Source organism: Pseudomonas sp. YuFO8 (assembly GCF_035065025.1).
GTDB classification, from domain to species: Bacteria; Pseudomonadota; Gammaproteobacteria; order Pseudomonadales; family Pseudomonadaceae; genus Aquipseudomonas; species Aquipseudomonas putida_AE.
Genome location: NZ_JAXDEQ010000010.1, coordinates 1 through 13,520 on the forward strand (window position 1 = coordinate 1; position 13,520 = coordinate 13,520).

The following is a 13,520-nucleotide window of genomic DNA, read 5'->3' on the forward strand; positions in this document are numbered from 1 at the left end:
TTTCGACTGCGCCGGAAGTGGGGCGAATTATAGGCTTCCAGAATCTGCCGTCAACCTCTATTTTCACAAAACTGTCATATAGCTAACAAAGCACCAGAAACAAAAAGGCCGACCCGTTGGGTCGGCCGTCTTTACCCTTCTACTTACAAACTAGGGAAAGCGAACTGCGAAGCTTCATGGCTCGCACGTTGCGGCCAGCGCTGGGTGATGGCTTTGCGGCGGGTGTAGAAACGCACACCATCCGGGCCGTAGGCATGCAGGTCGCCGAACAGCGAACGTTTCCAGCCACCAAAGCTGTGGTAGGCCACTGGCACCGGTAACGGTACGTTAACGCCGACCATGCCGACTTCGATCTCGTCGCAGAACAGGCGCGCCGCTTCCCCGTCACGGGTGAAGATGCAGGTGCCGTTGCCGTACTCGTGATCGTTGATCAGTTGCATCGCCTCTTCCAGGCTGTTCACACGGACGACGCACAGCACCGGCCCGAAGATCTCTTCTTTATAGATGCGCATTTCTGGCGTGACGTTGTCGAACAGGCAGCCACCCAGGAAGAAGCCTTCCTCATGACCGGCCACGGTCAGACCACGACCGTCCACGACCAGTGTCGCACCGGCTGCTACGCCGTCTTCCACGTAACCGCTGACCTTGTCCCGCGCTTGACCCGTGACCAGAGGCCCCATGTCCAGACCGCAGGAAGTGCCAGCACCGATTTTCAGCGCCTGGATTTGTGGAACCAGTTTGGCCACGAGAGCATCTGCAACCTGGTCGCCGACACACACGGCTACCGAGATTGCCATGCAGCGCTCGCCGCAGGAACCGTAAGCCGCGCCCATCAGTGCGCTGACCGCGTTGTCCAGATCGGCATCCGGCATCAGCACTGCGTGGTTCTTCGCACCACCCAGGGCCTGGACGCGTTTGCCGCGCTTGGTGCCTTCGCTATAGATGTACTCGGCAATCGGGGTCGAACCGACGAAGCTCAGTGCCTTGACTTCCGGCGCTTCGATCAGCGCGTCCACCGCAGCCTTGTCGCCGTGCACCACGCTCAATACGCCTTTCGGCAAACCAGCTTCCAGCAGCAACTGGGCAATCAGCAGCGTCGAGCTCGGATCACGCTCGGATGGCTTGAGGATGAAGCAGTTGCCGCAGACGATGGCCAGCGGGTACATCCACAGCGGCACCATGGCCGGGAAGTTGAACGGGGTGATACCGGCCACTACGCCCAGTGGCTGGAAGTCGGACCATGCATCGATGTTCGGGCCGACGTTGCGGCTGTATTCGCCCTTGAGGATTTCCGGCGCCGCGCAAGCGAACTCGACGTTCTCGATACCGCGCTTCAGTTCACCGGCGGCGTCTTCCAGGGTCTTGCCGTGTTCTTCGCTGATCAGCTGGGCGATACGCCCTTCGTTCTGCTCCAGCAGTTGCTTGAAGCGGAACATGACCTGCGCACGTTTGGCCGGTGGCGTATTGCGCCAGGCCGGGAATGCAGCCTTGGCCGCGTCGATAGCGCTCTGGATGGTTTCGCGAGTCGCCAGCGGCAACTTGTGGATAGCCTGGCCGGTGGACGGGTTGAACACATCAACCGCGCGACCGTTCTCGGTCACCAGTTCGCCATTGATCAAATGCGGAATAACGCTCATGGAAGCTCCTGAAAAGTTGTCCACAGGCGCGCCCGAATCGGCGCGCCCGTTGTTTATAGGTATGTAAGGAGAAATCAGTCGATCTTGCCGAGCACTTCGCCGACCGCGTCGAACAGACGATCCAGGTCCTGCGGCTTGCTGTTGAACGTTGGGCCGAACTGCAGGGTGTCGCCGCCGAAGCGCACGTAGAACCCGGCTTTCCACAAGGCCATGCCCGCTTCGAACGGACGCACGATGGCGTCGCCGTCACGTGGCGCGATCTGGATCGCACCCGCCAGGCCATAGTTACGAATGTCGATGACGTTCTTGGTGCCCTTGAGGCCATGCAGCGCGTTTTCGAAATGCGGTGCGACTTCGGCGACGCTCTGTACCAGGTTTTCCTTCTGCAGCAGATCCAGTGCTGCCAGGCCGGCGGCGCACGCCACCGGGTGTGCGGAATAGGTGTAGCCGTGGGGGAATTCCACCGCGTATTCAGGCGTCGGCTGATTCATGAACGTCTGGTAGATCTCGGAGCTGGCAATGACCGCGCCCATCGGGATCGCACCGTTGGTGACTTGCTTGGCGATGCACATCAGGTCCGGGGTCACGCCAAAGGTGTCGGCACCGAACATGTTGCCGGTACGGCCGAAACCGGTGATCACTTCGTCGAACACCAGCAGGATGTTGTGCTGATCGCAGATCTCGCGCAGACGTTTCAGGTAACCCTGCGGCGGAACCAGTACGCCAGCGGAACCGGCCAGAGGCTCAACGAATACCGCCGCGATGTTCGAGGCATCGTGCAGCTCGATCAGCTTGAGCAGTTCGTCAGCCAGGGCGATACCGCCCTGCTCCGGCATGCCACGGGAGAACGCATTGCTCGCCAGCAAGGTGTGCGGCAGGTGATCGACGTCCATCATCGCCTGGCCGAACAGCTTGCGGTTGCCATTGACGCCACCCAGGCTGGTGCCGGCGATGTTCACGCCGTGGTAGCCACGGGCACGACCGATCATCTTGGTCTTGGTCGACTGGCCTTTCAGGCGCCAGTAGGCACGCACCATTTTCACGGCGGTGTCGGCGCATTCGGAACCCGAGTCGGTGAAAAACACGTGGTTCAGGTTACCCGGGGTCAGGTCGGTGATTTTTTCTGCCAGCTGGAACGACAGCGGGTGACCGTACTGGAAGCCTGGCGAGTAATCGAGGGTGCCCAGTTGCTTGGCGACCGCTTCCTGGATTTCCTTGCGAGTGTGCCCTGCGCCGCAGGTCCACAGACCCGACAGCGAGTCATAGACCTTGCGGCCCTTGTCGTCGATCAGCCAGCTGCCCTCGGCACCCACGATCAGGCGCGGATCGCGCTGAAAGTTACGGTTGGCGGTGTACGGCATCCAGTGAGCATCGAGCTTGAGCTGGCTGGCCAGGGATGTCGGGGCGTTTTCAGGCAAGTTCATGGGTAAAACCTCGCAAGGCAATAAGCGCGTAAGGATTGAAACCGCTGTTGCAGCTAAATTGCCACGGGGATAAAGTCGGTGAAATGCAACTTTTCTAACCTTCAGTCAGCCCCTCACTAAACTATCGAGTAAACGCATGTCCAGCCGTCGCCCCGATCCACTGGCGCAAGTCAGCGACTTTGATATCCGCCTGCTGCGGATCTTTCGCAGCGTGGTCGAAAGTGGCGGCTTCTCTGCGGCTGAAAGCGTGCTCGGTATCGGCCGCTCGGCCATCAGCCAGCAGATGAGCGATCTGGAGCAGCGCCTGGGTTTGCGACTGTGCCAACGTGGCCGTGCCGGTTTTTCCCTGACCGAAGAAGGTCGTGAGGTTTATCAATCGGCGTTGCAGCTGTTAAATGCCCTGGAAAGTTTCCGCACCGAGGTCAACGGCCTGCACCAGCACTTGCGCGGCGAATTGACCATCGGCCTGACCGACAACCTGGTCACCCTGCCCCACATGCGCATCACCCACGCCCTGTCGCAATTGAAGGAACGCGGCCCGGACGTGCAGATCCAGATCCGCATGATCGCGCCCAACGAAGTGGAACAAGGCGTGCTCGACGGGCGCCTGCATGTCGGCGTAGTGCCGCAGGCCAGTGCGCTGTCGGGGCTGGAGTATCAGCCGCTGTATAGCGAACGCTCGCTGCTGTACTGCGCGGTTGGCCACCCACTGTTTTATGTCGATGACAAGCAACTGGACGACGGGCGTTTGAACAGCCAGGACGCCATCGCCCCGACCTTCCGTTTGCCAGCGGATATCCAGGCGCATTATCAGGCGCTCAACTGCACCGCCAGCGCGTCGGACCGCGAGGGCATGGCGTTCCTGATCCTGACCGGGCGCTACATCGGCTACCTGCCGGACCATTACGCCAGCCTTTGGGTGCAGCAAGGCCGGTTGCGCGCATTGAAATCAAAAACCCGTTTCTATGATCTCAGCCTGGCTTCGGTGACCCGCAAGGGGCGTCGTCCGCACCTGGTTCTGGAAAGTTTTCTCGAAAGCCTGGCCGCAACACGCTGAACATCCGGTTGTGGTGTATTCGGTTTTACGCTATCAACGCACTGGATGCACCCACCCCCTTGTCCGGAAGTGCCTATGACCTTTGAAGTCCCAGCCCACAGCGGCAAACCCGCCAGCCGCATTCGTCAGAAGAACGAAGAGACCATCATCAAAGCAGCCGAAGACGAGTTCGCCCGTCACGGGTTCAAGGGCACCAGCATGAACACCATCGCCCTGAATGCCGGCTTGCCGAAAGCGAACCTCCATTACTACTTCACCAACAAACTCGGTTTGTACGTGGCGGTGCTGAGCAACATCATCGAGTTGTGGGACAGCACCTTCAATACCCTCACTGCGCAAGACGACCCGGCCGAAGCCCTGACCCGCTATATCCGCGCCAAGATGGAGTTTTCCCGGCGCCAGCCGCAAGCCTCCCGAATCTTCGCCATGGAGGTCATCAGTGGCGGCGAATGCCTGACCGAATATTTCAACCAGGACTATCGCACCTGGTTCCAGGGCCGTGCCGCGGTGTTCCAGGCGTGGATCGACGCTGGCAAAATGGACCCGGTCGACCCGGTGCACCTGATTTTCCTGTTGTGGGGCAGCACCCAGCATTACGCCGACTTCGCCACGCAGATCTGCCGGGTCAGCGGGCGCAGCAAGCTGACCAAGCAAGACATGGAAGACGCCGGCAACAACCTGATCCGTATCATTCTCAAAGGCTGCGGCCTGACACCCTCCCTCTAAGACCCCTATGCCTTTTACCCTCAGCGACTTCTGCGAATACCGCGAAGAGATTCGCAAAAGCCGCTTCATCACCTTTGCCGCGCCGATCGGCAGCCCCGCCGAAGCCCAGGCTTTCATAGCCCAGCACAGCGATCCGAACGCGACGCACAATTGCTGGGCGTGGAAGCTCGGCGATCAATACCGCAGCACTGACGATGGCGAACCCGGCGGCACGGCTGGGCGGCCGATCCTGGCGGCCATCGAGGCACAGGATTGTGATCAGGTCGTCGTACTGGTGATTCGCTGGTATGGCGGCATTCAACTGGGCACCGGTGGACTGGCCCGGGCTTACGGCGGCGGTGCCAATAAGTGCCTGCAAACGGCGCCGAAGATTGAGTTGATCAGTCGGGTGCCGGTGCGCTGTGCCTGTGCGTTTGGTGAGTTGGCGTTGGTCAAGCTGCGGGTTGCGGAACTTGGTGGGCTGATGGTGCACGAAGATTTCACGGCCAATGGCGTTGAACTGCAATTGGCGGTGGGTGCCGGGCAGATCGACACATTGCAATCTCTACTCGCCGACTTGAGTCGTGGACGGATTGTGTTGCAGCACTAGCAAGATCAAAAGATCGCAGCCTGCGGCAGCTCCTACAGGGGATCGCGGACATCTTGTAGGAGCTGCCGCAGGCTGCGATCTTTTGGGGCACGCGCATTTTTTGCATATTCCATAGTTGCCCACATCTGCTGTGCACCCGACTGTGGATAACCTGAGCACATAACGCTGTAACCCTTCTGTCATGCGGCTTTGCGGGCTTTGCTCATTTTTCGTCCATTTTGCCCATAAAATTGTTAAATCCAATTAAAAACAATTAGTTAGAGTGGTTTAGCACTTTTAGAAGATAGCCGCCCCACGCTTATGCCCGTCCCTTGAGCTTGCGCACAAATACTGTGGAGCAATCTGTGGATAACCCGTTCATGGCTGGCGCGGCTGCATATCCGGCATGGCTTGCCGGCGAATGCTCATTTTTTGATCAAGAGACCACGCGCAAAACCGGAGCCGGCTCAACCGCCCTGCACTTTTGTGGTGCCCGGTTTGCGGTGCGTCCCGGCCTGTCAGCGCGCAAAGTGGCTTGGCGCACGCGGACCAGGCAAATTTCCTGACCTGATGGCCAGAAAATTGCTTTATCCACAGGCATGCACTCCATCGAACCGAGCCTGTCATGCCCATCGCCGATCCAACGCCCCGCCTGCAACTGAGCAGAATCAGTAAACGCTACCCCGGCTGCCTGGCCAACGATGCCATCGACCTGACCATCGCCCCGGGTGAAATCCACGCCCTGCTCGGCGAAAACGGTGCAGGCAAAAGCACCCTGATGAAGATCATCTACGGCGTCGTGCAGGCCGACGCCGGCGAGATGTTCTGGCATGGCCAGCCCGTGACCCTGCGCAACCCGGCCCAGGCTCGCGACCTGGGGATCGGCATGGTGTTCCAGCACTTCTCGCTGTTTGAAACCTTGAGTGTGGCGCAGAACATCGCCCTGGCCATGGGCCCGGCGGCAGGCACGCCCAGCCAGCTTGAACGCAAAATCAGCGCAGTGTCGCAGCGCTACGGCATGGCGCTGGAGCCGCAGCGACTTGTCCACAGCCTGTCCATCGGCGAGCGGCAACGGGTGGAAATCATTCGCTGCCTGATGCAGGACATCCGCCTGCTGATTCTCGACGAACCGACCTCGGTGTTGACCCCGCAGGAGGCCGACGATTTATTCGTGACCTTGCGCCGACTGGCTGCCGAGGGCTGCAGCATTCTGTTCATCAGCCATAAGCTCGCCGAAGTGCGTGCGCTGTGCCACAGCGCCACCGTGTTGCGCGGCGGGCGAGTGGCCGGGCATTGCGTGCCGGCCGAATACTCGGATCGGCAACTGGCGCGCCTGATGGTGGGCGATGCGGCGGAGTTGATCACCGATTACCCGAAGGTGACGGGCACTGATGTGTTTTTGCACATGCAAGGCTTGTCCTGGCACAACCCGGACCCGTTCGGCTGTTCGCTCAAGGCCATCGACCTTGCGGTGCGCAGCGGCGAGATAGTCGGCATCGCCGGTGTCGCCGGCAATGGTCAGGATGAGCTGCTGGCGTTGCTCAGCGGCGAAGAACGGCTGGCCCGCAACGACGCTGCAACCATCCGTTTCGGCGGCGAAGCGGTCGCGCATTTACGCCCCGATGCCCGCCGCCAGCGCGGACTGGCCTTCGTCCCGGCCGAACGCCTGGGGCATGGCGCCGTACCTGACCTGAGCCTGGCGGACAACGCCCTGCTCACTGCATTCCAGCACGGGCTGGTGAGCAAGGGGCTGATTCAGCGCGCCAAGGTCCTGGCACTGGCGCAAGACATCATTCGCCGCTTCGGGGTCAAGGCAGCCGGCCCCCAGGCACCGGCCCGCAGCCTGTCCGGCGGTAACCTGCAGAAATTCATCCTTGGCCGGGAAATACTTCAACAGCCGAAATTGCTGGTGGCCGCGCACCCGACCTGGGGCGTGGATGTCGGCGCGGCCGCGACCATTCACCGGGCGTTGATCGCCCTGCGCGATGCCGGCGCGGCAATCCTGGTGATTTCCGAAGACCTCGACGAATTGTTCCAGATCAGCGACCGCCTCGGTGCCTTGTGCGGCGGACAGTTATCGCCGCTCAAGGCCACCGTCGACACCCGCCTGAGCGATGTTGGTGGCTGGATGGCCGGCCAGTTCGACACCTCTCACCTACCCGCCTGCGCAATACGTTAACGGAGTTTCACATGCTGCTTTCTCTTGAACCCCGTGGCCAGCAATCGAGCCTGATGCTGTGGTGCTCGCCGTTGCTGGCGGCGGTCCTGACCCTGGGCTGTGGCTCGTTGCTGTTTATCGCTTTGGGCCACGATCCTTTGCTGACTTTGCATACGCTATTGATCGCGCCCATCAGCGACCTGTATGGCATCTCCGAATGGCTGGTCAAAGCGTTACCGATTCTGCTCTGCGCGTTGGGCCTGGCCGTTGCGTACCAGGCGCGAATCTGGAACATCGGCGCCGAAGGCCAACTGCTGCTCGGCGCCCTGGCCGGCAGTGCGTTGGCGGTGAATATCATCGAGCTGCAAAGTCGCTGGGCACTGGTCCTGATCCTGCTCACCGGGACCCTGGCCGGCGCCGCATGGGCTGGGCTGACGGCCTGGTTGCGCACGCACTTCAACGCCAATGAAATCCTCACCAGCATCATGCTCAATTACATCGCCCTGAACCTGCTGCTGTTTTGCGTGCACGGCCCGCTGAAGGATCCGCAGGGGTTCAACTTTCCGCAGTCGGCGATGTTCGGTGACGCCAGCCGCTTGCCGCTGTTGATGGAGGACGGTCGGGTTCACGCCGGCGTGTATTTCGCCCTGCTCGCTTTGGTGGCGGTGTGGGTGCTGCTGCAGAAAAGTCTTGTCGGCTTCCAGATCAAGGTGCTTGGGCTGGACAAGCGCGCAGCCGGTTTTGTCGGCTTTCGCGAAAAACGCCTGGTCTGGCTGGCACTGTTGATCAGCGGCGGCCTCGCGGGCTTGGCCGGTGCCTGTGAAGTGAGCGGGCCGATCGGGCAATTGGTCCCGCAGGTTTCGCCAGGCTACGGCTATGCGGCGATCACCGTGGCGTTTCTCGGGCGCTTGAACCCCCTTGGCATTCTGTTTTCCAGCCTGTTGATGGCGCTGCTGTACATCGGTGGCGAGAACGCGCAAATGAGCTTGAACCTGCCGCAGGCGATCACCCAATTGTTCCAGGGGATGATGCTGTTTTTCCTGCTCGCCTGCGATGTGCTGATTCTCTACCGACCCCGTTTGAACCTGCACTGGGCTCGCCGTGCACCCGCCACCGCCGTACCAGCAGGAGCGCTGTGATGGATATCGATCTGCTGAGCAACATTTTCTACGCCATGGTTCGTTGCGGTACGCCGTTGCTGCTGGTGGCGCTGGGCGAACTGGTGTGCGAGAAAAGCGGCGTACTCAACCTGGGCCAGGAAGGCATGATGCTGTTTGGCGCGGTGATCGGTTTCATCATCGCGTTCAGCACCGGCAACCTCTGGCTTGGCGTCTTGCTGGCGATGCTCGCCGGGATGCTGTTGTCCTCGTTGTTTGCCCTGGTGGCGCTGGTCTTCAATGCCAACCAGGTGGCCACCGGGCTGGCCCTGACGATTTTCGGCGTAGGGCTGTCGACCTTTGTCGGCGCGGCGTGGGTGGGTAAACCGCTGGCGGGCTTCGAGCCGCTGGCGATCCCGTACTTGAGCGAGATCCCGTTGATCGGGCGGATGCTGTTCGCCCAGGACCTGCTGGTGTACCTGTCATTCGCGCTGTTTGCGCTGGTGGCCTGGGTGACGCTGAAAAGCCGCGTCGGGCTGATCATCCAGGCGGTCGGCGAAAACCCGGATGCCGCCAGTGCCATGGGCTTGCCGGTTTTGGCCGTGCGGGCATTGGCGGTGTTGTTCGGCGGCGCGATGGCCGGGTTGGCCGGCGCGTACCTGTCGCTGGCCTACACACCGATGTGGGCGGAAAACATGAGCGCCGGCCGCGGCTGGATTGCCCTGGCCCTGGTGGTGTTCGCCAGTTGGCGGGTATGGCGTTTGCTGCTCGGTGCGTACCTGTTCGGGCTCGCCAGCATCCTGCACCTGGTGGCGCAGGGGCTGGGGCTGGCGATTCCGTCGAGTTTGCTGGCGATGCTGCCGTATGTGGCGACCATCGTGGTGCTGGTGCTGCTGTCCCGGGACCGGTTGCGCACCCGTTTGTATGCGCCGGTTTCGTTGGGGCAGCCGTGGCGGGCCGGGCATTAAGCGCTGACTGTTACGGCCTCTTCGCGAGCAAGCCCGCTCCCACAATTGACCGAGTGCACACCAATCCAATGTGGGAGCGGGCTTGCTCGCGAAGGGTCCCGCACAGGCAACACCTGAGCCACGCCCCACGCCAACTCAAAGATCAGGAAAACCACCAGCATCAGGCTCGACAACAGTCCATGCACCACGGCAAAACTCCAGGGTGTGGCGAACGCTGCCTTGACGACCAGGTCGTACCACGCGCTGCCGCGTACCAGCTGACGATACTGCGTTGAAGTCCACATCGACATTGCTCCATCAATTTCAGGGAGCAACAAGGCTAAAGCCTGGAGTATGCTCCAGGGTCAAGCCGGATCCGGAACCCACGTCCCTGAACTTTCAAGGAAGCCACACATGTCCAGAACTGCACTGATCATCGGCGCCTCCCGGGGCCTTGGCCTCGGCCTGGTGAAAACCCTGCTGGCCGACGGTTGGCAAGTCACCGCCACTGTGCGCAATCCGCAAAACGCCGAAGCCCTCAAGGCAGTGGGCAATGTGCGGATCGAAAAGCTCGACATGGACGATCAGCAAGCGGTGATCACGCTGAGTCAGCAACTGAAGGACGAAGTGTTCGACCTGCTGTTCGTCAACGCCGGCGTCAAAGGCCCTGAGGTGCAGACGCCCAACGGTGGCGCGACACTGGCCGAAGTCGGCCAACTGTTCTTCACCAACGCCGTGGCGCCGATCAACCTGGCCCAGCGTTTTGCCGGGCAAATCCGTCCGGACAGCGGCGTGCTGGCCTTCATGAGCTCGGTACTGGGCAGCGTGACCATGCCCGACGCGCCGGAACTGGCACTGTACAAGGCCAGCAAGGCGGCGCTCAATTCCATGACCAACAGCTTCGTCACTCAACTGGGCGAACAGAAACTCACCGTGCTGTCGCTGCATCCGGGCTGGGTGAAAACCGACATGGGCGGTGAAGGCGCTGACATCGATGTAGAGACCAGCACGCGGGGGCTGGTGGATCAGGTGAATGCGTATGTGGGCAAGGGCGGGCATCACTTCATCAATTACCGGGGTGAAACCATTCCCTGGTAATTACACCGCCCCAATGGGGTTTTGCGTTGTCTGGTCGGACCGGACTTGCCCGCGAAGCCCTTTTGATCGACACTTCGCACCTCGCCTCCCCGGCGACCCTGGATCAGCAGACAGGGCAACACTGAGCTGGCAACCCTGAACCCAACTTTCAGAGGAGCCGGCCAACATGCCTGCGACCCGTATCTGGTTAAAAAATCCCCTCGCCATTTTCACAGCCAACGATCTCGATGCCCGTGGCGGCCTGGTGCTGCAAGACGGTTTGATCGTCGAAGTGCTTGGCCTCGGCCAGCAGCCTGCCACGCCTTGCAACGAAGTGTTCGACGCCCGCGAGCATGTGATTCTGCCGGGGCTGATCAACACCCATCACCACTTCTATCAAACCCTGACCCGCGCCTGGGCGCCAGTGGTCAACCAGCCGTTGTTTCCCTGGCTGAAAACCCTGTATCCGGTCTGGGCACGGCTGACGCCGGAAAAACTCGCCCTGGCCACCAAAGTCGCACTGGCCGAATTGCTGCTCTCCGGTTGCACCACGGCTGCCGATCACCATTACCTGTTCCCGGAAGGCCTGGAAAATGCGATCGACGTGCAAGTCGAAAGCGTGCGCGAACTGGGCATGCGCGCCATGCTGACGCGCGGCTCCATGAGCCTGGGTGAAAAGGACGGTGGCCTGCCGCCGCAGCAAACCGTACAGGAAGGCGAAGTCATCCTGGCCGACAGCCAGCGCCTGATCGCCGAGTACCACGAACGTGGTGACGGCGCGCAAATCCAGATCGCCCTGGCGCCCTGCTCACCCTTCTCCGTCACACCGGAGATCATGTCCGCCAGCGCCGAACTGGCGAATAAACTCGACGTGCGCCTGCACACGCACCTGGCCGAAACCCTCGACGAAGAAGATTTCTGCCTGCAGCGTTTCGGCCTGCGCACCGTGGATTACCTGGACAGTGTCGGCTGGCTCGGCCCGCGTACCTGGCTGGCCCATGGCATCCACTTCAACCCGGACGAGATCGCTCGCCTCGGTGCGGCCGGCACCGGCATCTGCCATTGCCCGAGCTCGAACATGCGCCTGGCCTCCGGCATTTGCCCGACCATCGAGCTGACCGATGCCGGCGCATTGCTCGGTCTTGGCGTGGACGGTTCAGCGTCCAACGATGCGTCGAACATGATGCTCGAAACCCGTCAGGCGCTGTACATCCAGCGCCTGCGCTACGGTGCCGAGAAGATCACTCCAGAGCGCGTGCTGGGCTGGGCGACCAAGGGCTCGGCCAGTTTGCTCGGGCGGACCGATATCGGCGAGATCGCGGTGGGCAAGCAGGCGGACCTGGCGTTGTTCAAGCTCGATGAACTGCGCTTCTCCGGCAGTCACGATCCGGTGTCGGCGCTGTTGTTGTGCGGTGCCGATCGCGCGGATCGGGTGATGGTCGGCGGCAAATGGCGAGTGATCGACGGTCAAGTCGAAGGGCTGGATCTGAAAGGGTTGATCGCTGATCACACTCAAGCAGCTCGGCAGTTGATCGCAGGCGTCTAAGCCTATGGAGATCTAATGTGGGAGCGGGCTTGCTCGCGAAGACGATGTGTCAGTCGATATTTCATTGCCTGACACACCGCCTTCGCGAGCAAGCCCGCTCCCACATTGATCCAGTTTCCACAATGATTTTCGGTTGGATCACAAGCCCAGCAACGACAACATGATAAACGTCGCAAACAGCACAAAATGAGTCATCCCTTCGATGGCGTTGGTTTCGCCATCGTTGAGGTTGATCGCGCTGACGATCAGGGTGATGAAGATCATCACGGTCTGCACCGGGGTCATGGCCATCTGGAACGGCTGGCCGGTGTAGAGCGCCATCGCCTCCATCACCGGCACCGTCAGGATCACCGTCGACAGTGAGGCACCCAGGGCGATGTTGACCACCGACTGCATGCGGTTGGCCAGCGCCGCGCGCAATGCCGTCAGAATCTCTGGCGCGGCCGAAATGGCCGCCACCAGGATCGCCGTGATCACCGGTGGTGCGCCCGTTCCTTCCAGCCCCAGGTCGAGGGTCTTGGACATCACTTCGGCCAAAGCGCCGATCACCACCACACCGAATACCAGGATGCCGATGGACAACGTCAGGTTGATCGGTGCCGGCTCCTGCTCCAGGGGTTCTTTTTTGCGGCGTTTGTCCGGGTAGCTGTAGCTGAAAAAGTAACTGTGCGGCCCGACCTGCATGCGCAGGAACAAGGTATAGAGCACCACCATCGCGCCAATGGTGAACGCCGAATAGAGCTTCCAGTCGGCTTCGGGAATGAACTCCGGGACCACCATCGACACGCCCATGGCGGTCAGGATCATCACGCTGTAGCTGCGCGCCGAATCATCGTTGTAGGACTGTTCGCCGTGCTTGAGCCCGCCCATCAACGCCGCCAGGCCGAGGATGCCGTTGATGTCGAGCATCACGGCTGAGTAGATCGTGTCGCGCACCAGCGTGGCCGAGGCTTCGTTGCTCATCATGATCGCCAGGATCACTACTTCCACCAGCACGGCGGCCAGGGTCAGGATCATCGTGCCGTAGGGGTCGCCGACCTTTTCCGCAAGCAGTTCGGCCTGATGGGCGACGCGCATGGAGGCGGCGACGATGAACGCGATCAGCACCAGCCCTGCAGATAGTGCGACGGCCTGGCCGCTGTGCAGCAACCAGTGCTCCAGCGGGAAAGCGACGACGGCGGCGATCAGGGCCAGCAGCAGAAAGGTTTCTTGCTTGAGAATCGTGAGCATGGCGGGCCTTTTGCCGTTGAGGTGCGATAGGTGACTGACTGCGGCGCGGCGCT

At 61.2% G+C, this 13,520-nt stretch carries 12 protein-coding genes; 8 read left to right on the forward strand and 4 right to left on the reverse strand.

Annotated features, from left to right (window positions below; all coding sequences use genetic code 11):
- Positions 1–143: 143 nt before the first annotated feature.
- Positions 144–1,637, reverse strand: a complete 1,494-nt coding sequence (locus SOP95_RS11080; protein WP_274077745.1) for a CoA-acylating methylmalonate-semialdehyde dehydrogenase — start codon at positions 1,635–1,637, stop codon at positions 144–146.
- A 74-nt stretch (positions 1,638–1,711) separates the two neighbouring features.
- Positions 1,712–3,061 (reverse strand): aspartate aminotransferase family protein, encoded by a 1,350-nt coding sequence (locus SOP95_RS11085; RefSeq protein WP_274077746.1) that lies wholly within the window; start codon positions 3,059–3,061, stop codon positions 1,712–1,714.
- A 136-nt stretch (positions 3,062–3,197) separates the two neighbouring features.
- On the opposite strand from SOP95_RS11085, the gene SOP95_RS11090 reads away from it, so the two are divergent.
- From SOP95_RS11090 to SOP95_RS11115, 6 genes are all read left to right on the forward strand, one after another.
- Positions 3,198–4,118, forward strand: coding sequence for a LysR family transcriptional regulator (locus SOP95_RS11090; RefSeq protein ID WP_274077747.1), 921 nt, complete (start codon positions 3,198–3,200; stop codon positions 4,116–4,118).
- Between the two features lie 75 nt (positions 4,119–4,193).
- Positions 4,194–4,844 (forward strand): TetR/AcrR family transcriptional regulator, encoded by a 651-nt coding sequence (locus SOP95_RS11095; RefSeq protein WP_020796325.1) that lies wholly within the window; start codon positions 4,194–4,196, stop codon positions 4,842–4,844.
- Between the two features lie 7 nt (positions 4,845–4,851).
- Positions 4,852–5,433 (forward strand): IMPACT family protein, encoded by a 582-nt coding sequence (locus tag SOP95_RS11100; protein ID WP_323607118.1) that lies wholly within the window; start codon positions 4,852–4,854, stop codon positions 5,431–5,433.
- Positions 5,434–6,037: 604 nt separating this feature from the next.
- On the forward strand, positions 6,038–7,591 hold the full coding sequence (locus SOP95_RS11105; RefSeq protein WP_323607120.1) for an ABC transporter ATP-binding protein: 1,554 nt from the start codon (positions 6,038–6,040) through the stop codon (positions 7,589–7,591).
- Positions 7,592–7,602: 11 nt separating this feature from the next.
- Entirely contained in the window at positions 7,603–8,709 is a 1,107-nt protein-coding gene (locus tag SOP95_RS11110; protein WP_274077750.1) for an ABC transporter permease, read from the forward strand.
- Positions 8,709–9,635: an ABC transporter permease gene (locus tag SOP95_RS11115; RefSeq protein WP_323607121.1), complete on the forward strand. Its 927-nt coding sequence runs from the start codon at positions 8,709–8,711 to the stop codon at positions 9,633–9,635. Before SOP95_RS11110 ends, SOP95_RS11115 begins: the two co-directional genes overlap by 1 nt.
- On the opposite strand, the gene SOP95_RS11120 is transcribed toward SOP95_RS11115, so the two are convergent.
- Positions 9,632–9,919, reverse strand: coding sequence for a hypothetical protein (locus tag SOP95_RS11120; protein ID WP_274077752.1), 288 nt, complete (start codon positions 9,917–9,919; stop codon positions 9,632–9,634). The genes SOP95_RS11115 and SOP95_RS11120 overlap by 4 nt on opposite strands.
- Before the next feature lie 109 nt (positions 9,920–10,028).
- Between SOP95_RS11120 and SOP95_RS11125 the strand changes: the two genes are divergently transcribed.
- Positions 10,029–10,712 (forward strand): SDR family oxidoreductase, encoded by a 684-nt coding sequence (locus SOP95_RS11125; RefSeq protein WP_323607124.1) that lies wholly within the window; start codon positions 10,029–10,031, stop codon positions 10,710–10,712.
- Between the two features lie 166 nt (positions 10,713–10,878).
- Positions 10,879–12,237, forward strand: a complete 1,359-nt coding sequence (locus tag SOP95_RS11130) for an 8-oxoguanine deaminase (RefSeq protein WP_323607127.1) — start codon at positions 10,879–10,881, stop codon at positions 12,235–12,237.
- 138 nt (positions 12,238–12,375) lie between these two features.
- Here the strand turns inward: SOP95_RS11130 and SOP95_RS11135 are convergent, their stop codons facing one another.
- Positions 12,376–13,467: a calcium:proton antiporter gene (locus SOP95_RS11135; RefSeq protein WP_323607129.1), complete on the reverse strand. Its 1,092-nt coding sequence runs from the start codon at positions 13,465–13,467 to the stop codon at positions 12,376–12,378.
- Between the last annotated feature and the right edge of the window lie 53 nt (positions 13,468–13,520).

What these genes read in the sequence shown, in the direction of transcription:
- SOP95_RS11085 (WP_274077746.1), bottom strand. Translation starts at nt 3,061, where the DNA reads ATGAACTTGCCTGAAAACGCCCCGACATCCCTGGCCAGCCAGCTCAAG.
- SOP95_RS11115 (WP_323607121.1), top strand. Translation starts at nt 8,709, where the DNA reads ATGGATATCGATCTGCTGAGCAACATTTTCTACGCCATGGTTCGTTGC.
- SOP95_RS11080 (WP_274077745.1), bottom strand. Translation starts at nt 1,637, where the DNA reads ATGAGCGTTATTCCGCATTTGATCAATGGCGAACTGGTGACCGAGAAC.
- SOP95_RS11105 (WP_323607120.1), top strand. Translation starts at nt 6,038, where the DNA reads ATGCCCATCGCCGATCCAACGCCCCGCCTGCAACTGAGCAGAATCAGT.
- SOP95_RS11130 (WP_323607127.1), top strand. Translation starts at nt 10,879, where the DNA reads ATGCCTGCGACCCGTATCTGGTTAAAAAATCCCCTCGCCATTTTCACA.
- SOP95_RS11100 (WP_323607118.1), top strand. Translation starts at nt 4,852, where the DNA reads ATGCCTTTTACCCTCAGCGACTTCTGCGAATACCGCGAAGAGATTCGC.
- SOP95_RS11135 (WP_323607129.1), bottom strand. Translation starts at nt 13,467, where the DNA reads ATGCTCACGATTCTCAAGCAAGAAACCTTTCTGCTGCTGGCCCTGATC.
- SOP95_RS11125 (WP_323607124.1), top strand. Translation starts at nt 10,029, where the DNA reads ATGTCCAGAACTGCACTGATCATCGGCGCCTCCCGGGGCCTTGGCCTC.
- SOP95_RS11090 (WP_274077747.1), top strand. Translation starts at nt 3,198, where the DNA reads ATGTCCAGCCGTCGCCCCGATCCACTGGCGCAAGTCAGCGACTTTGAT.
- SOP95_RS11095 (WP_020796325.1), top strand. Translation starts at nt 4,194, where the DNA reads ATGACCTTTGAAGTCCCAGCCCACAGCGGCAAACCCGCCAGCCGCATT.
- SOP95_RS11120 (WP_274077752.1), bottom strand. Translation starts at nt 9,919, where the DNA reads ATGTGGACTTCAACGCAGTATCGTCAGCTGGTACGCGGCAGCGCGTGG.
- SOP95_RS11110 (WP_274077750.1), top strand. Translation starts at nt 7,603, where the DNA reads ATGCTGCTTTCTCTTGAACCCCGTGGCCAGCAATCGAGCCTGATGCTG.